Here is a 19,101-nt window from a genome sequence, read left to right as displayed (position 1 = left end):
GCGACGATGCAACGAGTTTCTTTTGTTCTGCAAATCGATGAGCGCAATCGCGAGGCGTATATAGAACGGCATCGGAACGTCGATCCGGAGCTGCTGAAGGCTTTTGGAGAGGTTGGCATTCGAACTTATAGTATTTTTATCGATGGCGGCAAGCTGTTTGCCTATATGGAGGTAGAAGATTTCGAGCAGGCGATGCAGACGCTGAGCACCCATCCGGCGAACGTTCGATGGCAGCAGTTTATGGCGGATTTGTTGGTCAAGCATGAGGACGGGAACATTGTGCGGGAGATAGCTGAGGTGTTTCATTATTCAGGGGATGAAGGGTAGAGCGGGAGTTGTCGGGAAAGGGCGAGGGCGAGGGCAAGAGCAAGAGCAAGAGCAAGAGCAAGAGCAAGAGCAAGAGCAAGAGCAAGAGCAAGAGCAAGAGCAAGGGCAAGGGCAAGAGCAAGAGCAAGGGCAAGGGCAAGAGCAAGAGCGGCTGTTCCGAGAGTCAGGATGACTTTCGGAGCAGTTTTTTTTTTAGAGGAGGGTGAGCAGATGATTATAAATGGCCGGGATATCGTTAATATCGTAGTGTGGGATTGAGGGTAATGAGAGAGCTTTGGCCTGTGGCCAGACTGCCGTCATAATGGGATTCGTCAGTGAAAGCAAGGACTCGTCCTCCGGTGAGCGGAGAAGGATCAGCTTGGGATAATGCTCCTGCTTAAAGCCTTCGACAAGCACGATATCCACATGCTGCATATGGGTAAGCAGGGCGGAAAGCGGCTCTGGGCGCGCGCTGATGACGGCACTGCGGGAAGAAGAACTGATCGCGGTAATGTCTGCGCCGGATTCTTGATGCCGCCATGTATCCGTTCCCGGTGTATCCATCGTGAAATCGTGGGCGTCATGCTTAGCGGTACCCACGGTGCAGCCTGCTTGTTTGAACAGCTTCGTGAGCGCGGTGATCATGGTGGTTTTGCCGCTGTTTTTGTAGCCGACGACTTGGAGGACGAATGGGACGGAACGGCTAGGCGTATCGGAATGAGAGGTCATGAGAGTTGCTCCTTGTTTCGGATTGGACATCCAGCGACGTGTATAAGTTGATTCGAGTATAGCATAAGCGTATCGCGGATTTGCCACATTCTGATACAATGGTGGGATAAGAGAGTGGTGGAGACAGGACAGGACAGAACAGAACAGACAGAACAGGACAGACAGAACATAGAGAACAGGACAGGACAGACAGAACAGGACAAATCCATTGCTAGAGATAAACAAGACGATATAGAGAGATTGAGTGGAGGAGAAGCATACGTGAAGCAGCCGCAGGGAGAGGCGCGTTATCGTAGACGCGCAGTCAAAGTAGAGGAAGCAATGCGGCTCGTGCTTGAGGCGGCTGTACCGGGGCGGCGAGAGCTTGTACCGCTGCGGCAAGCCGCGGGTCGGCGGCTAGCGGAGGCGATTACGGCGACGACGGACTGGCCGCCTTTTGCGCGATCCGGACTGGACGGCTTCGCCGTCCGCAGCGCGGATACGACGCTGGCGTCGCCGAGTACACCGGCGACGCTGCGCGTTGTCAGTTCAGTTGCCGCGGGCGAGCTCGCCTCGGCGGCTGTTGCACCGGGGACGGCCGTCCGCATTATGACGGGCGGACCGGTGCCCTTGGGGGCGGATGCCGTCGTCATGCTGGAGCAGACGGCGGACGCCCTCGTTGACGGGCTGCCGGCGGTGCACGTGAAACGCGCCGCCGAGCCCGGGCAGAACATCGCGCCCCGCGGCGAGGAGTTTCGCTGCGGCAGCGTGATTGCGGAGCCCGGCACGCGGCTGCGGCCGGGCCACGTCGCGCTGCTCGGCACGTTTGGCTACGCCGACGTGCCGGTGTATGCGCGCCCGCGCGTCGCGGTACTGGCAACCGGCGCAGAGCTGCTGCCGGTTGAGGCAGCGCTCGCGCCGGGCTGCATCCGCGACAGCAACAGCGCGATGGTCGCCGCATTGGTGGAACAATGCGGCGGCGAAGCGCTGGTGCTGCGCCGCGTGCCGGACGAGCCGGAAGCTACGGCTCGCGCGATTGCAGAAGCGCTGGCGCAGAGTGAACTCATCATCACCACCGGCGGCGTGTCGGTTGGGGATTATGATGTCATCGCGAGCCTGCTTCGCGGTTTAGAACCAAGCGACGGAGCGGCCGAATCGCCAGCGTTCCCAGCTGTGGATTCGCCTGCCCCTATAGAGGCCAAGCTTCCGCAGGCATCGCGGCTGCTGTTCAACAAAGTGGCCATGCGGCCCGGCAGTCCGACCTCGGCAGCCCTCATGGAGGGCAAGCTGCTGCTTGCGCTGTCGGGCAATCCCGGCGCGTGCTTCGTCGGCTTTGAGCTGTTCGCCAAGCCGGCGATACAGCGCCTGCAGGGAGCGGGCGTTAATGAATCGCTGCCGAAGCAGGTAACGGCCAAGCTAGCGTCTCCTTTTGACAAAGGCAGCCCGCACGAGCGCTTCGTGCGCACGCGGCTAATCTCCCGTGATGGGATGCTCTTCGCAGATCCGCTCGCTTTCAGCAAATCGAGCATGATGGCCTCCATCCCGGATGCCGACGGACTCATTCGTCTGAAGGCGAGTCCGGAAGGAGCAGCGGCCGATACCATCGTCGACATCATTCTACTCTAGGCAGACGACTTCATCGCCTTTCTCCTCCACAACTAACAAAACCCGCCTTGTTGAAGCCGCGACATCAAAGTCGGCTCCAACCGGCGGGTTTACTATTTTACATAAACGAGTTCACGTACAGTCCGCCAAGCGGCAGCTGCAGGTACGACTTCGATGAAGCGCCGTAGAGCGTAAAAGACTGAAACCCGCCGGCCTTCGAACTAATCAAGGCTTCGGTCGGTAGTCCCGTAAATCGATCAAGCGCTTCTTTCAAGCGTGAGGTTAGGCTGCTTCTGCCCGATAGGAGCCGTTTCACCTCATCGGGCTTCGCCTGCATCGCGGTCTCGAGCTTCTCCTGATCCAGCTTTAAACGGCCATCACCATTACGGGATAAGCCGATAACGTCAGCGCCGGAGCTCTGAACAGCATCTTCGATACGGTTCCGCAGCATCGGGTTTAAGTAGCCTGACGCATCTTCATAGATGGATTGAAGGGTATTGATCTCATCGACAATTCCGCTGAGCTGCTTGGCAACCGCTTCTACGTCATGCTCCACGAAGATTGTGAAATCTGCCGGGGCATCCAGCTTCGCGAGCGATACGGTTACTTTCCCTTGTTGCAGGGAAATGTCATTCGACGACGAATCAATGTAAGATTCACCATTTATCCGATACCTTGCGTCTGCTGCATTCACAGCCGTACGTCCAATCCCGCTGGCTGCAACCAGATCTCCTTGCAGATCTTTAATCTCAAAAGAAGACTTCTTACCGGTGTGATCCGAGGCAAGCTCCAGTTTCACGGTACCGGTTGTCCGATCCTCCCGTACGAAAGCGGTCACCCCGAGCTTGACACTGTTGATGGTATCGCGAAGCTTGCCGAGCGCGTTGTCATTCGTCTCTCCGGGCTTAATGAAAGCAGTGTAGGTTTTCACTTCGTTCCCTGCTTGGATGGTGAAGGTATGTGTGCCTGCACTCATGATGGAAGGGGCATTCTTGGTTAAGTCGAAGCTTATGTTCTTCTGAGCCTGCGCCACGGAAACAACTTGAATATCATAAGAGGTGCGTTCTGCACCGAAAGCCGCATGGCCCGCCACTTTACCGTTATCCACGCTGTTCGATACCGCCACAATTCGATTGCCAAAAGCAGTCTTATCCTTCAGCATCATGTCCGTGACAGCCGCTTTAAGCTTGTTTCCTTGAGCCAGCCATGCAGCTGAGCTTCCTGCTGCAGCCTTCAACGTATCTTGAGCTTGTCTTGGCATACCGAAGCTGCCAATCGATCCGAGCAAATTTCCAGAACCGGCCGGAGCCTTCTGTTGTTGACGTGCGAAGGGCCATGAATTGAAATTCGGGTACAGCGCATACCGTTCTACAGGAATGATGGGCTCTTGCGTCCTGCGCACGGTTCCGAATACAGCGGGTATAGCATACGGCATAACCATATTAATGCCCTCCGATCATGTCTGATACGTTTATTTTAAATAAATATTTCCAATTTGTCGATGATTGTTAGCGGTCTTCAGCAAAGATATTTTCGCTCCTATCGGACAAGCTGTCGGCAGACAAAAAGCCCTTACCTCGCAGCATACCACACCAGGCTTCGGGCTTTGACGGCCAACGTTATAGGAGTAGAAAAAGGAAAGCAAGGGACGCCAAATCAATGGCGAATGCCGCTCCGAATGGCGAGTAGCCATAACCGTAGCCATAGTAGGGATCGCCATAATACGGATCATACGGATAGTAAGCCTGCGTTTGCGCGGCTTCCTTCGGTTTAGCTTCCGTTACCGCTTTTTTGCTGCCTTTCTTGCTTTTTACCTTCGAATTCGTCACTTTGCTCTGCTCAGGCGGTTGTGCTTGCGAGCTGACATGCTTTAGAGCGCCTGCTTGTTCATTGAACATCAGCTTGCCGCCATGACAACGACTAAGAATTCCGTAATGTCGTTGACCATCATGCGTAACGGCGCAAACGGCCATGCCGCAAAAGTTCTTTATATGATCCTCATGGAGCGGGTAAATTTGATCCACTTGTAGTTGATACCTCCCCCTGGGTTCTTGGATACAGTCTATTCACCTACAGGCATAAGCGTATGGTTATTTACCTAACGAGGAGTGAAATGATATGGTCGTTTCCCATTCCGAGGACAACATCGTCCCAAGCTTGCGGCGTCCCAAGCGCACCCCGAAGTGGGGCGTTCTGACCGCCCTGCTCGTGCTGCTGGCTGCCGGGCTCTGGGGCGCGTATTATGCCAATGACAAAGAAGCTCCAACCTCTGGACGTGAGCGGCTCCGGCATGATTTTGAGCAAGTTTGGGCGTGGAGCGGCGGTGAATTCGAAGGAGGAGCGGAGCAGGCACACTGGACGTTCCGCTGGGACAGTTCTTCCGATCGAAAGGGAGCGGAGCGTTTGGCGGCTTCGCTTGGTTTTCAATTGGCTGCGAGCTTGGATGGGAATGAACCTGTCGATGTCATGGCTTCTAATGAAGCGGGACATATGAAGTTATGGATTCATACCAAACCTGGCATAGACGAATCGTCTGCCGATAAGCCGTATGAGCTTGTACTGCTGCTGGATGCGGCTGTAGGGACGAGCCGGACTTCAATGGATGAGATGATCGGCAATGTGGAGCAGTCGGCGGAGGGACTTGATATTCAAGGCGGATTTACGGTTCGCGGTATACCGATTCGAGAAGGTGGTGCTGCGCGAATTGCAGCAACAGCGGCAGCCAAGGAGATGGAGTCGTATAACGACGGACATACTGAAAGCATCACGTATTACAGTGAAGCGTTACAAAGCAGCGTGCGAAGCGGGTCCGCGAAAGTGAATCTACAGTTGGCCGAATCTTCTGCATCAGCGGGAGAAGAAGGGGAATTAATCGTCGGAGTGCCTTTAATTACTGGAGATTATTCATTGCCGAATAACTAGAAGTTTGAGAACCGATTGGTTTTTTTTATGATGGCATGAATAGCATCTATGGTCTCAATATGCTAAACTACATAACATGATCTTACCAATCGTTGTATGAAAATACATAAGAGAATGAGGGAAATGACCGAAGTGAGCAAACATGAATCAGTTGCCGCAGAGGGTGCGGTTTATTATTTATTCGGAGCTACAGGAGACTTGGCGCGTAGGAAACTATTTCCTGCGCTATTCAGCTTATATAAAGAAGGCAAGCTGGCCGAGGATTTCGCCGTAGTAGGACTTGCCCGCAGACCGCGGACGAATGAGCAGTTCAGAGCTGACGTGTACGAATCGATCAGCGAGTTTTCGCGTTACAAATCGGATGATGCCGAGCTATGGAACCGGTTCGCCGAGCATTTTGTATACATGTCCCTCGACATTAATAATGTAGATGGATTCCGGGAGCTGGCCCGCTTATCGCAAGGGCTGGATGAGAAGTTCAAAATCCCGGGCAACCGATTGTTCTATTTGGCGCTGGCACCGAATTTGTTCGGACCGGTTTCCTTCAACCTGCGTGACGGCGGTCTGCTGGAATCGTCAGGCTGGAACCGGCTTGTTATCGAGAAGCCGTTCGGTTATGATCTCGAATCCGCGCGCAAGCTCAACAGTCAGCTTAGCCAAGTGTTCAAGGAAGAGGAGATCTACCGGATCGATCACTACTTGGGCAAGGAAATGGTGCAAAACATTGAGGTGCTTCGTTTCTCGAACGCATTTTTTGAGCCATTGTGGAACAATAAACATATCGCTAATGTCCAAATCACGCTATCCGAAACCGTAGGCGTGGAAGAGCGCGGCGGTTATTACGATAAGTCAGGCGCACTTCGTGATATGGTTCAGAACCATATGATGCAAATGCTTGCGATGATTGCAATGGAGCCGCCAAGCAGGCTGCATCCGGAGGATATCCGCGATGAGAAGGTCAAAGCTTTGCGTTCGCTGCGTCCATTCACATCGGCAAGCGAAGTGAATCAGCATGTCATTCGCGGGCAATATGCGGAAGGTTCGGCGAAAGACAAACCGCTTAGCGGCTATCGCCAAGAGGATTCCGTTAATCCGGAGTCGACAACCGAGACGTATATGGCAGCTCGTGTGTACCTCGATAACTTCCGCTGGGCAGGTGTTCCGTTCTATATTCGTACGGGCAAACGCCTTCCGGTGAAAACAACTGAGGTTGTGATCGAATTCAAGAACGTGCCGGACAATATTCTGTTCGCGCGCCGTCATGATCTGGCACCAAACTTACTTGTCATCCGCGTGAATCCGATGGAAGGCATTTATATTAAGATCAACGCCAAGAAGCCCGGCGTCGACAACGTCGTACAGCCGGTTTCGATGGAATTCTGCCAAAGCTGCATGATCGGCATCAATACGCCGGAAGCTTACGAGCGCCTTATCTATGATGCGGCTCGCGGCGAATCCACCTACTTCACTCGTTGGGATGAGGTTGCGCAGGCGTGGTCCTTCGTGGATCGGATCGCAGATGCATGGCGCGAAAACAGCTCCGACCTTCAGCTTTACCCTGCAGGTTCATGGGGGCCGGCAAGCACGGACGAACTCCTTGCTCAAGATGGCTTCCATTGGTGGCCGGTGAACGGGCAAGCTGAGGATAACGTGATCTGGATCTCTGGCGGACCGAAGTGATTGCATGCAAGGCGGTATAGGAGACGTTGACCATGTTTAAAATTTACGATATTTCGATGACCGTCGAGCCATCGATGCAAGTGTTTAATGATAAAGCATCGAACTTGCCGATCATCACGAATGTGTCCAACCATGATAACGGGCAGGCTGTATACGAATCCCGTCTTGATATGAATGTTCACAGCGGTACGCATGTAGATGCCCCTCTGCATATGCTGAAAGATGGCGAGGCGATTGAAACGATCGGTCTGGAGCAGCTCATTGGCCATGCGCGCGTTGTCGACTTGACGCACTGCGAGGCATGCATCACACGTGCAGACTTGGAGCCGCTTCACCTGCAGCGTAATGAGTGGGTTTTGTTCAAGACCCGCAACTCGTTCTCGGAAGCATTTGATTTCAACTTTGTCTTCCTGCGTGAAGACGGCGCTCGGTATTTAGTTGAGCTCGGTATCCGCGGTTTGGGTACGGATGCACTCGGCATCGAGCGCGCACAGCCGGAATATCCGACGCACCGCTCTCTGCTTCGCAATAATGTTATTATTGTCGAAGGATTGCGTCTGAAGGATGTCGCTCCCGGCACCTATTTTATGGCCATTGCGCCGCTTAAGCTTACGGGGCTGGACGCAGCTCCTGCCCGGGCTTTCTTGATTGGCGGCATGTAAAGGACGAAGGGAACTATCATGAGTAAAACAATGACCGATGAGATTAAACAAGAAGTAGAGAAAAGGCGTACATTCGCCATCATCTCTCACCCGGATGCGGGAAAAACGACACTAACGGAGAAGCTCCTTCTATTCGGGGGTGCCATTCGTGAAGCCGGTACGGTTAAAGCGCGTAAAGCAAGCCGCCATGCGACGAGCGACTGGATGGAAATCGAGAAGCAGCGGGGGATCTCCGTTACGTCTTCCGTGATGCAGTTCGACTATAGCGGTCATCGCGTTAACATTCTCGATACACCGGGTCACCAAGATTTCAGTGAAGATACGTACCGTACGCTGACTGCTGCCGACAGCGCCGTCATGCTTATCGACGTCGCGAAAGGCGTCGAGGCACAGACGATTAAGCTGTTCCAAGTGTGCAGCAAGCGCGGTATTCCGATCTTCACCTTCATTAACAAGCTCGACCGCGAAGGGCAAAGTCCATTTGAATTAATGGAAGAGCTTGAGCGCGTGCTTGGTATTCGGGCGGTTCCGATGAACTGGCCGATCGGCATGGGACGCGAGCTCTGCGGCGTCTACGACCGGATGAAGAACCAAGTGGAGCTGTTCCAAGGCAACGATCATTCCACGATTGAAGTCGTGAAGGTGAAGGATTATAACGATCCTCATATCCGCGAGATGGCGGGCGACTTCTTGACGGAACAGTTGATTCAAGATCTAGAGCTGCTTGATGTAGCGGGGGATCAGTTCGATTACGATAAAGTACGTGCAGGAGAATTGACACCGCTATTCTTCGGAAGTGCGGTTAACAACTTCGGCGTACAGACGTTTCTGGAGAACTTCCTGGAGCTTGCTCCTTCGCCGACACCGCGTCAGAGCACAAGCGGTCCAGTCGATCCGATTAGCGAGAAGTTCACAGGTTATGTCTTCAAAATCCAAGCGAATATGAACCCGGCTCACCGCGACCGGATTGCGTTTCTACGCATTTGCTCCGGCCGTTTCGAGCGGGGCATGAGTGTTCGCCATGTGCGTAACGGCAAGGATATCAAGCTTGCACAACCGCAGCAATTTCTGGCGCAGGATCGGGATATCGTCGAAAATGCGTATCCGGGTGATATTATCGGGTTGTTCGATCCGGGTATCTTCCGAATCGGCGATTCTCTCTCACAAGGCGGGGACGTCGTATTCGATGAGCTGCCAACCTTCTCGCCGGAGCTGTTTGCGAAAGTTACCGTGAAGAACGCACTTAAGCATAAGCAATACCAGAAGGGTATCGATCAGCTGACGGAAGAAGGAACGATTCAAGTGTTCCATTCCACAGGCAACTTTGATGAAACCATTCTAGGCGTTGTCGGACAGCTGCAATTCGAGGTGTTCGAGCATCGGATGCGTTCGGAATACGGCGTCGACATTCAGCTGCACCGGATGCAGTTCCAGTTTGCCCGCTGGATTGTCGATGACAAGATTGACCCTTCCAAGTACCGGATTAATTCCACGCTGGTGAAGGATAAGAAAGACAACTACGTAGCCTTGTTCGAGAACGAATATGCAATGCGTACCGCAATGGATAAGAACCCAACCTCCAAGTTCTTGGAGATGGCTCCTTAATGAAATGAAGACCTCAATTCCGTTCGTTCGCTGACGGGGTTGAGGTCTTTTTTTGTCCCAGATTGTGAAACTATTTTAGGGTGATAAAAAGTGTTGCAAAAAAGGCAGCATTTGAACGTAATATAAGCTCGACATAAGCAAATGTTGCGCAAAGTGCAACATTTTCGGAGCAATCAGCTAATATGGGGCATATTTGCTTAGAAATGTTGCATTTTCTGCAACAATATCTACTTCAGTACCCTCTCGAGAGAGAAAATGTTGCAGTTCCTGCAACAATGATGCACTCGCTCGAGCAGCATTTGAGTGGGGTACCGTTTAAGCTGAACTCCCATGACAGTATGGTTGGGTATGTTTCTTTTCAATCAATCAAATCCTCGATGCAGCGGCCAGCAAGCTGCTCCATTCGGCGATAATGCTCAATAGCCGCCAGAATCTCCTGCTTCAGAACTTCATTGTAGGAACGAATCATCCCGGGAAGCAGGAACAAATCGGCAATGTTCCAAACCAATAGGACGAGTTCCGAAAGGACACATAAGACAAGCGATAGCTTCGTATAGTTCGATGTTGAGGCAGTGGCAGCAGTGACTCTACTGCCAATATAGAAGAGTATCGCAGCAACGAATAGGAGCAACTGCGCGCTGCCTGAGACGATCCGCCTCAGATAGAAACGGTGCAGCCCAAAATGGCCGCCGATCAGCATCACGTAAGCGGTCGATGTTGATTTCTCGGTATCGCGGAGCTCGGAGTTCAGGAGGAGCAGTTCATTGAAGGTCAAGTCATGTTTGGTAAGCATGACGTCTTCTTCCCCTTTGCACTAGCGGTTCGAAATAGGACAGAAATCCTACTGTTACAGTACCAAAAAGGATTGACACGAAACCGCTTGCATGAGAAAATGTACGCGTGTACATTGGATCATTAACTTGGATGGGAGGAAGGACTTATCCGTAAAAAAGTCGCTGAATTAGCAGGAGTGTCGGAAGCGACGGTATCGCGTGTGCTGAACGGCGCCGGGACGGTGAAGGATGAGACGGCTAAACGGGTAGTGGATGCCGCCAAGCAGCTTGGGTATGTGCCAAGCGCGCTTGCACAGCGGTTTGCGCTGCGCAGAAGCGGTAATCTTGGCGTTATTTTGCCGCTATTGCCTAAGGTGAATCTCTTCTCGACTTACTACTTCTCTGAAGTATTGAGCGGGATCGGGGTTACGGCCAAGCAGCGCGGGTATGATTTGCTGCTCTTGTTTCGGGAAGCTGACGAGCCGCGGGACTACGCGAATCTGTTTCGGACGCAGAAGATTGACGGGTGCATCATCTTAGGCGCTCAAGACGTGCCGACGGAACGTGAGGCGCTTGCCGAGCTCAAGGAAGGGGAACATCCCTTCTGCCTCGTTAATCAGCGCTTTGAGGGAGAAGCCTTCAACACGGTGGATGCCGATCAGCAAATGGGCAGCCGTCATGCGGCCAGACATCTTCTGCAGCAAGGCTTTCGGAAGATCTGTTTTCTAAATGGTCCTGCGGAATACTCGAACAGTTTGGATCGGTTGAAGGGTTTCCGGCAAGCGCTCGTTGAAGCGCAGGTGCCTTACCAAGCCGAGCATGTGCTGATTGGGAATTATAGCCGCAAGAGCGGTTACCAGCAGGCTGTAAAGGTAGCAGAGCTCATTCGCAGCGGTGATATCGATGCGGTGATTGCCGCGAACGACCGTATGGCAATCGGGCTCATGCAGGGTCTTAAGGAGCTGGGCATACGCGTAGGCGAGGACGTTGCGCTTGTTGGCTGCGACGATTCCGATGTCTCGCGGATGACAGAGCCGCCGCTGACCTCCATTCGTGTTCCGTTCTATGAAGTTGGCTGCGAGGCGGCCTCCCGCCTGCTTGACATGATGACGGAGACAGAACCATCGTCCCCTTTTGAAGTGAAGCTGCCTGTGAAGTTGATTGAAAGGGCTTCCTCCAAGACAACGAGAACGACGACCAAATAACGTGATCCCTAGGTGATAGGTGAGGTGTACCTAGTGGTTCATGCTTGATAACTGAGGAAGTTTCACAGTAGGGTTAACCTAATTTTATGAGAGGCGGAACCAAACGATGAGCAATATTCGAGTAGGCATGATCGGTTACAAATTTATGGGAAAAGCCCACAGCAACGCCTATAGAGCGCTTCCGATGTTCTTCCCGAAAGTGACTCGCCCGCAGATGGCTGTTATTTGCGGACGGGATGCAGTCGGCCTTGAGCAAGCGCGTGAACAGTTTGGCTGGGAAAGCGCGGAGACGGACTGGCGTAAGCTTGTTACGCGCGATGATATCGATCTGATTGATATCAATGCACCAAGCGATGCCCATAAGGAGATTGCTATTGCTGCCGCTGAAGCGGGCAAGCATATATTCTGCGAGAAGCCGTTGGCGCTTAATCTGGCCGATTCGATCGAGATGCTGAATGCGGCGGAGAAAGCCGGCGTGAAGCATATGGTGGGCTTTAACTACCGGTTTGCTCCGGCTGTGCAGTTGGCTAAGAAGCTGGTGTCCGATGGCCGTATCGGCGAAATCTATCATTTCCGCGGATTCTTCCTGCAGGACTGGATCGTAGATCCGCAATTCCCGCTGGTATGGCGTCTGCAGAAGGAAATTGCCGGCTCCGGCTCGCATGGTGATCTCGGTGCGCATGTCATCGATATGGCGCGCTTCCTCGTCGGCGAATTCCAAGAAGTAATCGGGATGAGCGAAACGTTCGTGAAGGAGCGTCCTCTTCCGACGGCGATGACCGGTCTGAGTGCAAAAGGCGATAAAGACGCGCCGCGCGGCCAGGTAACCGTAGATGACGCGACCTTGTTCCTTGCGCGTTTCGCAAATGGCGCGCTTGGCAGCATCGAAGCGACGCGCTTCGCGCCGGGTCATCGTTGTACGAATTCGTTCGAAATCAACGGCAGCAAGGGCAGCATTAAGTTTGATTTTGAACGCGTGAATGAACTGGAAGTGTATTTCACCGACGATGCAGCCGACGTTCAAGGCTTCCGCCGCGTCATTGCAACCGATGCACCGCATGCTTACAGCGAGGCTTGGTGGCCGGCTGGACATACAATTGGCTATGAGCACACGTTCACGCATGAGATGCACGAGTTTATGCTGGCACTGGCTGAAGATCGTCAGCCTGTTCCGAACTTCGTGGACGGCGTAGAATGCCAGGCTGTTCTGGAAGCTGTCGATAAGTCGATTGCCGAACGCCGCTGGGTAGCGATCTCGGAATTAAGATAAAGAGAACGATTGCGGATTAACTATTGAAGCAGAGGATGGGAAGCATGAGAAAAGCATTAATCGTTTGGGGCGGCTGGGATGGTCATCAGCCGGAGGAAGTAGCGGGGATTTTCGCTGATTTGTTGAACAAAGAAGGCTTTGAAGTAACGGTGTCGGATACACTGGACGCTTACAAAGACGAGGAACTGATGGCACAGCTTGACCTCATCGTTCCTGTATGGACAATGGGTTCCATTACGCAGGAGCAGCTTCGTCCCTTGCTAGATACGGTACGTGCGGGCTGCGGCATCGCGGGCTGTCACGGCGGCATGGGCGATTCCTTCCGCAACGATGTCGATTATCAATTCATGGTTGGCGGGCAGTGGGTCGCTCACCCGGGCAATGACGGCGTCATCTACGACGTCAACATGGTTTCTGAAGACAATCCGCTTACAAGCGGCATCGGTGATTTTGAAGTGTGCACGGAGAAGTACTATATGCATGTGGACCCGGCCAATGAAGTACATGCGACGACTTCGTTCGGCGATGTGAAGATGCCGATCGTTTGGACGAAAACATGGGGCGAAGGACGCGTGTACTACAATTCATTGGGGCATCAAGCGAACATCGTGGCTATGCCGCAAACACTTGAATTGATGCGTCGCGGATTCCTGTGGGCGGCACGCAGCCAAGAAGCTTAATAGAGCGATAGCAATAGCAGTTGATAGCCGAGGACTTATTCTAGAATCATTCTGATTTCTACTTATAGGAGGAATGGCGTTTCATGAAACCAGTTAAAGTCGGTATTATTGGCTGCGGCAATATCAGCCACGTTTATTTTACGAATTTGAAAAGGTACCCTCAGGTGGATCTTGTCGCAGCGGCGGATATTGATATCGAGCGTGCGAAAGCACGTGCCGCAGAATTCAATCTGAGCAAAGCTTATACGGTTGAGCAATTACTGAATGATCCGGAAATCGAAATCGTTGTTAACTTGACGATTCCGAAGGCACATGCATCTGTATGTTTGCAGGCGCTTGAAGCGGGCAAACATGTTTATGTAGAGAAGCCGATTGTCGTTACTCGCGAAGAAGGCAAGCAAGTGCTGGAGCTGGCGGAGAAGAAAGGTCTGCGCGTCGCTAGCGCACCTGAGACGTTCCTAGGCGGAGGCATCCAAACCTGCCGTAAGCTGATTGACGAAGGCGCAATCGGGATGCCGGTATCCGCGACAGGCTTCATGCTCTGCGGCGGCCACGAGAGCTGGCATCCGGATCCGGAGTTCTACTATGAGATCGGCGGCGGTCCGATGTTCGATATGGGACCCTACTACTTAACGGCTTTCGTTACGTTGCTTGGTCCAATTCGCCGCGTTACCGGTTCGGCACGGATTACGCATGCGGAGCGGACGATCACAAGCGAGAAGAAACGCGGCAAGCTGATCCAAGTAGAAACGCCTACGAATATTACAGGCGTTCTTGACTTCGAGAGCGGCGCAATCGGTACGCTGCTGACAAGCTTCGATGTACCGGGCGGCACATCGCTGCCGAACATCGAGATTCACGGCAGCAAAGGGTCGCTGATCGTCCCGGATCCGAACGGCTTCGGCGGCACTGTGAAACTGCGCCGTGCAGGCGGAGACTGGGAAGAGATCGAGCTGACGCATGGCCATACCGACAGCAATCGTGGTATTGGCGTTGCCGACATGGCTCGCGCGATTCGCGAAGGCGGGGAGCACCGTGCTAACGGCACGATGGCCTACCATGTGCTGGAAGCGATGCACGGCATTCACGATGCTTCGCGCGACGGGAAGCACTATGTGATGGAGAGCACTTGCACTCGTCCTGAGCCCATGCCTGCACTTGATGCCCAGCCTCAATAACGATAATATGGAATAAAGATATGCAGCTTGCCCGTTCGTTTGGGCGGGCTGATCATGTTCACACATCGATTTCTGTTACATAAAAGGAGAACTCGTTCATGAAACCAGTGAAAGTCGGCATTGTGGGCTGCGGCAATATCAGCCAAATTTATTTTACGAATTTGAAGAAATACCCGGAGATTGATCTTGTTGCTGCGGCAGATATCGATTTGGAGCGCGCGAAGCAGCGTGCAGAGGAATTCGGTCTCGCTAAAGCTTATACCGTAGAGCAGCTGCTTGCAGACCCTGAAATCGAGATCGTCGTTAACCTGACAATTCCGAAAGCTCATGCGTCTGTTTGCTTGCAAGCACTTGAAGCAGGAAAACATGTGTATGTGGAGAAGCCGCTTGCGGTTACTCGCGAGGAAGGCAAGAAGGTGCTGGCTCTCGCAGCCGAGAAGGGCTTGCGCGTCGCCAGTGCACCGGAAACATTCCTCGGCGGCGGCATTCAAACTTGCCGTAAGCTGATCGATGACGGCGCGATCGGTACTCCGATCTCCGTAACGGGATTCATGCTTGGCGAAGGACCAGAAGGCTGGCATCCGGATCCGGAGTTCTTTTATGAAGCCGGCGGCGGTCCGATGTTTGATATGGGGCCATACTATTTGACAGCTTATATCGCGCTGCTGGGTCCGTTCCGCCGCGTAACAGGCTCGGCTATCATTCCTTTCCCTGAGCGTACGATTACGAGCGAGAAGAAGAACGGCAAGATCATTAAAGTAGAGACGCCTACGCATATTGCCGGCGTTATCGATTTCCAAAGCGGAGCGGTAGGAACCTTGATTACGAGCTTCGATTCGAAGGCAGGCACATCGCTTCCGAACATCGAGATTCATGGCAGCGCAGGCTCCCTGCTCGTGCCAGATCCGAATATGTTTGGCGGTACCATCAAGCTGCGCCGCCTTGGCGGCGAATGGGAAGAGGTTCCGTTCACGCACGGCAATACCGATAATAACCGCGGCATCGGCGTAGCGGATATGGCGCGCGCGATTGTCGAAGGCGGCCAGCACCGTGCGAACGGAGCCATGGCTTATCACGTTCTTGAAGCGATGCATGGCTTCCATGATGCTTCCCGTGACGGCAAGCACTACGTGATGGAGAGCACTTGCGAGCGTCCGGAGCCCATGCCGGCGCTTGAGAGCGATACAGCTGCAGTGTAAGCTGCACAGAAAAAGACATTCAAACCGCGTCATGGTTTGAATGTCATTTTTCTATCTATAGGAGGGGCTTTAATGATTTCGAATGCCATAAACAGCATGGAAGCTATGCTGGATTCCGTGCCGCTGCGATTCCGATCGCTCGATCAAGCTGCTGCCGTGCAGCCGCTCACCGAGGGGAAATGGTCGCGCCTGCAGCTGCTTGGACATCTATGCGATTCATCCATCAATAATTTATGCCGATTCGTTCAAATCGATGGGCATACTGAAGCCATACCGGTCATCGTTCCTTACGACCAAGAGAATTGGGTGAAAGCTCAGCGGTATATAGATGCTCCCCCAGAAGAGGTGCTTGCGCTATGGGTGAGTCTGAATCAATCGGTCTTGCGTGTCATTACAGGTCTATCGCCAGCAAGTTTAGCGCGTACCGGACAGTTTCCAAGCGGAACTACGGTCACGCTGGAGTGGCTGATCGAAGATTATGTGGCTCATATGGAGCATCATTTACAGCAAATATTCGGGCATTAAGGGCGTAGTCAGCTTGGGCTCGGCGATGCACTTTCTGCCGCTGGATGAAGCTCGTCGTAGAGCACCTGTACCATGCGATTGTGATCGGCTTCGCCGCAGTTTTTCCAAATCATCTCAAACAGTACGCCTAGTCCAGGGAGTGCTTTCTCATCGCTTCCGATGGAGCCTTCAATGACGTCGGTCAATTCTTCCCCTGTTAAATTTTGTACCCGACGAACGATTGCCTGCCGCAAATCAAGATTGTTCAATCTGATCCCTCCATCACATACAGATTCGAGGTTTAATATCTCCTTACGACCTTGATTTCATGCCGGAGGATGTAGCGTATCTTTCGGATATATAAGGAAATTGTGCTATAATAAGCTCAAATTGCTTCAAGGGGGATGAAAGTCTTGCCGAATAAGCAGTACGCGGTAATTGGCATGGGGCGGTTTGGCACAAGTGTCGCTCAATCGCTGTCTAAGCTTGGCTTTGATGTGCTGGCGATCGATTCGAATGAGCAGAAGGTCGAAGACGTTTCCGCTTGGGTAACGCATGCGGTTACGGCAGATTCGACGGACGAGGATGCATTGCGATCACTTGGGCTGCGCAACTTCGATGTCGTCGTTGTGGCGATCGGCGCAGACATTCAAGCGAGCATACTAACGACGCTTATTCTGAAGGAGTTTGGCGTTCCACAGTTGATTGTAAAAGCGCAAAGTGAACTGCATGGCAAGGTGCTGACTAAGATCGGCGCGGATAAAGTCGTGTTTCCGGAGCGGGATATGGGGATGAGGGTTGCTCATCATTTGATCTCTCCCAACATCTTGGAGTACATCGAGCTGTCCAAGGATCACAGCATTGTCGAGATCAAGGCACCTTCGTTTACCGTCGGCAAAAACTTGAAGCAGCTGGATATACGCGCCAAATACAAATGCAATGTACTCGCGATCAAGACAGGGAGCGAGCTCAATATTTCTCCCCTAGCGGAGGATGTCATTAAAGCAGACGATGTACTGGTTATTGTGGGCAAGAATGAACTTTTATCTGAATTAGAGCTTGATTATGCGGAAGGCTGATAATAGCGTGCAAACGAACAATAAACGAATGATGAGCATTACATCTGTGCAAAATGAAAAAGTAAAAGCGATGGCTGCCTTGCTGGAGAAGAAGCACCGCGACCGTTCGGGCCGCTTCATTATCGAAGGCGTCCACTTGGTGCAGGAAGCGCTGCTTGCCGGTGCCGATGTGGAAACCATCGTAATCGATATGGAACGCGGTGTACCGGGCGAACTTCGTACCCTGCTGAGCCAAACGGACTGTGAGCTGATCGAAGCGACTCCGGCCGTGATGGCCAAATGTACAGGAACGGACTCTCCGCCGCCGGTGTTCGGTGTGGCTGCAAAGCCCTATGCGGATCGTTCGAAGCTGTATCAGCAGGATTCGCTGGTCGTGGTGCTGGACGGCGTACGCGATCCCGGCAATGTCGGCACGATTATCCGCAGCGCGGACGCGGTCGGCGCTCATGCCGTAGTCCTCGGACAAGGCTGCGTCGATCTCTACAACCCGAAGACGGTGCGCTCGACGATGGGCTCGTTGTTCCATCTTCCGGTCATTGAAGGCGATCTGAGCGAGCTGCTCCCGGAAGCAAAGAAGCATGGGATCTCCCTTGTGGGGACGAGCCTGCAAGCCTCGGCTACCTGTTACAGCTATAACTGGAGCGGGCCAACGTGGCTGCTGATGGGCAGCGAATCGCAAGGATTATCAGCGGATGTGCTGGGGCTAGTGGATACAAGCATTATCATTCCGATGCATGGGCATTCGGAATCGCTGAATGTGGCGATGGCGAGTACGATTCTGTTGTATGAGGCGCTAAGGCAGCGGCGGTATGCGGAGTAACTACAAGATGTGTGTGGGTTATACCATCAAATGAGACTGTTTATAAGATTATTTGAGACAAGTTATAACATATTAGAGAATGTGAAACTCCCCGTGAATCAAGGCTTCTGGGGAGTTTTGCTTAAGAATATGATTTTGCAGATTCCATTTTTAAGCATGAAAATGAGGGGCTCATTTCTATATCATATGTTGAGACAATCCCGAACAAATTACGTTTGGTGGAGGCGTTCAAAGTGTATGACATTGGGGGAAACATTAGACGTCTACGAAAGCTGAACATGCTTAATCAGAATGAGTTCTCACGAAAGATTGGAATTTCACAAGGAAGTTTAAGTGATATCGAATCAGGAAAATGTAAACCTTCAATAGACACTGTAGTTTCAATTCATCAAACGTTTAATTGTTCTTTGGAGATGCTTCTTGCGGGTAATGAACGTTTAGGAGATAAAGACTTATCAGATTTAGAGTCTCGACTGCTACATGTATATAGGGAACTAGATCTTAAAGATAAAATTGAAATTTTAGAAATTGCTTCTCTTAAACTCAGAATACAATAATGGTTAGTTATTATTACTATAGGTTCATATATAAAAAAGTCCCGAGGTATATTACCTTGGGACTTTTTTATATCACTTAGTGACTCAGAAAGGGGGAGGTAAATAGTTTTGCTATCATTATGATTAAGTTCAGCGGCTACTGATCAAGGTGTTTAGCCGATCATGTAAGAGGTGCAATAGCGATTAAGGCCACTGCACCTTTTATTTTCAGTCGTCCCTCCGTAGATAAGCTAGAATTATAGAACGACTACTGAAAAATGAAGAGAGTGAAGAGACTTCAAATGGAAAATGAATACTTCGGTTGAAGGGTGTTAGACCTATTACTGAAGAACTAGTGAGACGGGTCGA

The 19,101-nt window shown here is 52.2% G+C and carries 21 protein-coding genes; 16 read left to right on the top strand and 5 right to left on the bottom strand.

Annotated elements, in window-relative coordinates:
* Positions 1-6 precede the first annotated feature (6 nt).
* Entirely contained in the window at positions 7-327 is a 321-nt protein-coding gene (locus tag BLW29_RS07335; RefSeq protein WP_090977765.1) for an L-rhamnose mutarotase, read from the top strand.
* The gene (locus BLW29_RS31365; protein WP_177186520.1) at positions 317-499 is read left to right on the top strand and encodes a hypothetical protein; all 183 of its coding nucleotides are present in this window, start codon (positions 317-319) and stop codon (positions 497-499) included. Before BLW29_RS07335 ends, BLW29_RS31365 begins: the two co-directional genes overlap by 11 nt.
* 20 nt (positions 500-519) lie before the next feature.
* Here BLW29_RS31365 and mobB read toward each other — a convergent pair whose 3' ends face one another.
* Positions 520-1,035: a molybdopterin-guanine dinucleotide biosynthesis protein B gene (mobB, locus tag BLW29_RS07325; RefSeq protein ID WP_177186519.1), complete on the bottom strand. Its 516-nt coding sequence runs from the start codon at positions 1,033-1,035 to the stop codon at positions 520-522.
* 321 nt (positions 1,036-1,356) lie between these two features.
* Between mobB and glp the strand changes: the two genes are divergently transcribed.
* Positions 1,357-2,640, top strand: coding sequence for a molybdopterin molybdotransferase MoeA (gene glp / locus BLW29_RS07320; protein WP_090977836.1), 1,284 nt, complete (start codon positions 1,357-1,359; stop codon positions 2,638-2,640).
* Positions 2,641-2,737: 97 nt separating this feature from the next.
* Here the strand turns inward: glp and fliD are convergent, their stop codons facing one another.
* Complete coding sequence (fliD, locus tag BLW29_RS07315; protein ID WP_090977760.1) at positions 2,738-4,060, bottom strand: flagellar filament capping protein FliD; 1,323 nt, start codon at positions 4,058-4,060, stop codon at positions 2,738-2,740.
* A gap of 178 nt (positions 4,061-4,238) precedes the next feature.
* Positions 4,239-4,643 carry a hypothetical protein gene (locus tag BLW29_RS07310; RefSeq protein ID WP_090977758.1) on the bottom strand — a complete coding sequence of 135 codons (405 nt, stop codon included), beginning with the start codon at positions 4,641-4,643 and terminating at the stop codon, positions 4,239-4,241.
* A gap of 94 nt (positions 4,644-4,737) precedes the next feature.
* On the opposite strand from BLW29_RS07310, the gene BLW29_RS07305 reads away from it, so the two are divergent.
* The 4 genes from BLW29_RS07305 (at position 4,738) to BLW29_RS07290 (ending at position 9,488) form a co-directional block, all read left to right on the top strand.
* Positions 4,738-5,541: a YwmB family TATA-box binding protein gene (locus BLW29_RS07305; protein ID WP_090977756.1), complete on the top strand. Its 804-nt coding sequence runs from the start codon at positions 4,738-4,740 to the stop codon at positions 5,539-5,541.
* Between the two features lie 123 nt (positions 5,542-5,664).
* On the top strand, positions 5,665-7,221 hold the full coding sequence (gene zwf, locus BLW29_RS07300) for a glucose-6-phosphate dehydrogenase (RefSeq protein ID WP_090977754.1): 1,557 nt from the start codon (positions 5,665-5,667) through the stop codon (positions 7,219-7,221).
* 32 nt (positions 7,222-7,253) lie between these two features.
* Positions 7,254-7,883, top strand: a complete 630-nt coding sequence (locus BLW29_RS07295) for a cyclase family protein (protein ID WP_090977752.1) — start codon at positions 7,254-7,256, stop codon at positions 7,881-7,883.
* Between the two features lie 18 nt (positions 7,884-7,901).
* Positions 7,902-9,488 (top strand): peptide chain release factor 3, encoded by a 1,587-nt coding sequence (locus tag BLW29_RS07290; RefSeq protein ID WP_090977751.1) that lies wholly within the window; start codon positions 7,902-7,904, stop codon positions 9,486-9,488.
* Between the two features lie 358 nt (positions 9,489-9,846).
* On the opposite strand, the gene BLW29_RS07285 is transcribed toward BLW29_RS07290, so the two are convergent.
* The gene (locus BLW29_RS07285; protein WP_090977747.1) at positions 9,847-10,281 is read right to left on the bottom strand and encodes an NINE protein; all 435 of its coding nucleotides are present in this window, start codon (positions 10,279-10,281) and stop codon (positions 9,847-9,849) included.
* A 147-nt stretch (positions 10,282-10,428) separates the two neighbouring features.
* On the opposite strand from BLW29_RS07285, the gene BLW29_RS07280 reads away from it, so the two are divergent.
* The 6 genes from BLW29_RS07280 (at position 10,429) to BLW29_RS07255 (ending at position 16,318) form a co-directional block, all read left to right on the top strand.
* Entirely contained in the window at positions 10,429-11,466 is a 1,038-nt protein-coding gene (locus BLW29_RS07280) for a LacI family DNA-binding transcriptional regulator (RefSeq protein WP_090977745.1), read from the top strand.
* Between the two features lie 106 nt (positions 11,467-11,572).
* Positions 11,573-12,736 carry a Gfo/Idh/MocA family protein gene (locus BLW29_RS07275; RefSeq protein WP_090977743.1) on the top strand — a complete coding sequence of 388 codons (1,164 nt, stop codon included), beginning with the start codon at positions 11,573-11,575 and terminating at the stop codon, positions 12,734-12,736.
* Between the two features lie 44 nt (positions 12,737-12,780).
* On the top strand, positions 12,781-13,416 hold the full coding sequence (locus BLW29_RS07270) for a ThuA domain-containing protein (protein WP_090977741.1): 636 nt from the start codon (positions 12,781-12,783) through the stop codon (positions 13,414-13,416).
* An 83-nt stretch (positions 13,417-13,499) separates the two neighbouring features.
* Complete coding sequence (locus BLW29_RS07265) at positions 13,500-14,594, top strand: Gfo/Idh/MocA family protein (protein WP_090977739.1); 1,095 nt, start codon at positions 13,500-13,502, stop codon at positions 14,592-14,594.
* A 98-nt stretch (positions 14,595-14,692) separates the two neighbouring features.
* Positions 14,693-15,793 (top strand): Gfo/Idh/MocA family protein, encoded by a 1,101-nt coding sequence (locus BLW29_RS07260; RefSeq protein WP_090977737.1) that lies wholly within the window; start codon positions 14,693-14,695, stop codon positions 15,791-15,793.
* A 72-nt stretch (positions 15,794-15,865) separates the two neighbouring features.
* Entirely contained in the window at positions 15,866-16,318 is a 453-nt protein-coding gene (locus BLW29_RS07255) for a DinB family protein (RefSeq protein WP_256208426.1), read from the top strand.
* Between the two features lie 8 nt (positions 16,319-16,326).
* Here BLW29_RS07255 and sspI read toward each other — a convergent pair whose 3' ends face one another.
* Complete coding sequence (gene sspI / locus BLW29_RS07250; RefSeq protein ID WP_090977736.1) at positions 16,327-16,566, bottom strand: small acid-soluble spore protein SspI; 240 nt, start codon at positions 16,564-16,566, stop codon at positions 16,327-16,329.
* A 144-nt stretch (positions 16,567-16,710) separates the two neighbouring features.
* Here sspI and BLW29_RS07245 point away from each other — a divergent pair, with 144 nt between their 5' ends.
* From BLW29_RS07245 to BLW29_RS07235, 3 genes are all read left to right on the top strand, one after another.
* Positions 16,711-17,376, top strand: coding sequence for a potassium channel family protein (locus tag BLW29_RS07245; RefSeq protein WP_090977734.1), 666 nt, complete (start codon positions 16,711-16,713; stop codon positions 17,374-17,376).
* Positions 17,377-17,407: 31 nt separating this feature from the next.
* Complete coding sequence (locus tag BLW29_RS07240; RefSeq protein WP_090977832.1) at positions 17,408-18,196, top strand: TrmH family RNA methyltransferase; 789 nt, start codon at positions 17,408-17,410, stop codon at positions 18,194-18,196.
* 233 nt (positions 18,197-18,429) lie between these two features.
* Positions 18,430-18,753 carry a helix-turn-helix domain-containing protein gene (locus tag BLW29_RS07235; RefSeq protein ID WP_090977732.1) on the top strand — a complete coding sequence of 108 codons (324 nt, stop codon included), beginning with the start codon at positions 18,430-18,432 and terminating at the stop codon, positions 18,751-18,753.
* Positions 18,754-19,101 lie beyond the last annotated feature (348 nt).

This window comes from Paenibacillus sp. CF384, assembly GCF_900106745.1.
Lineage (GTDB): Bacteria > Bacillota > Bacilli > Paenibacillales > Paenibacillaceae > Paenibacillus_Z.
The sequence above is the reverse complement of the archived record's forward strand: the minus strand, read 5'-3'. Positions and strand labels throughout refer to the sequence as shown.

Coding starts and splice junctions, on each gene's coding strand:
- BLW29_RS07335 (WP_090977765.1), top strand. CDS start 7: ATGCAACGAGTTTCTTTTGTTCTGCAAATCGATGAGCGCAATCGCGAG.
- BLW29_RS31365 (WP_177186520.1), top strand. CDS start 317: ATGAAGGGTAGAGCGGGAGTTGTCGGGAAAGGGCGAGGGCGAGGGCAA.
- mobB (WP_177186519.1), bottom strand. CDS start 1,035: ATGACCTCTCATTCCGATACGCCTAGCCGTTCCGTCCCATTCGTCCTC.
- glp (WP_090977836.1), top strand. CDS start 1,357: ATGCGGCTCGTGCTTGAGGCGGCTGTACCGGGGCGGCGAGAGCTTGTA.
- fliD (WP_090977760.1), bottom strand. CDS start 4,060: ATGGTTATGCCGTATGCTATACCCGCTGTATTCGGAACCGTGCGCAGG.
- BLW29_RS07305 (WP_090977756.1), top strand. CDS start 4,738: ATGGTCGTTTCCCATTCCGAGGACAACATCGTCCCAAGCTTGCGGCGT.
- zwf (WP_090977754.1), top strand. CDS start 5,665: ATGACCGAAGTGAGCAAACATGAATCAGTTGCCGCAGAGGGTGCGGTT.
- BLW29_RS07295 (WP_090977752.1), top strand. CDS start 7,254: ATGTTTAAAATTTACGATATTTCGATGACCGTCGAGCCATCGATGCAA.
- BLW29_RS07290 (WP_090977751.1), top strand. CDS start 7,902: ATGAGTAAAACAATGACCGATGAGATTAAACAAGAAGTAGAGAAAAGG.
- BLW29_RS07285 (WP_090977747.1), bottom strand. CDS start 10,281: ATGCTTACCAAACATGACTTGACCTTCAATGAACTGCTCCTCCTGAAC.
- BLW29_RS07275 (WP_090977743.1), top strand. CDS start 11,573: ATGAGCAATATTCGAGTAGGCATGATCGGTTACAAATTTATGGGAAAA.
- BLW29_RS07270 (WP_090977741.1), top strand. CDS start 12,781: ATGAGAAAAGCATTAATCGTTTGGGGCGGCTGGGATGGTCATCAGCCG.
- BLW29_RS07265 (WP_090977739.1), top strand. CDS start 13,500: ATGAAACCAGTTAAAGTCGGTATTATTGGCTGCGGCAATATCAGCCAC.
- BLW29_RS07260 (WP_090977737.1), top strand. CDS start 14,693: ATGAAACCAGTGAAAGTCGGCATTGTGGGCTGCGGCAATATCAGCCAA.
- BLW29_RS07255 (WP_256208426.1), top strand. CDS start 15,866: ATGATTTCGAATGCCATAAACAGCATGGAAGCTATGCTGGATTCCGTG.
- BLW29_RS07240 (WP_090977832.1), top strand. CDS start 17,408: ATGAGCATTACATCTGTGCAAAATGAAAAAGTAAAAGCGATGGCTGCC.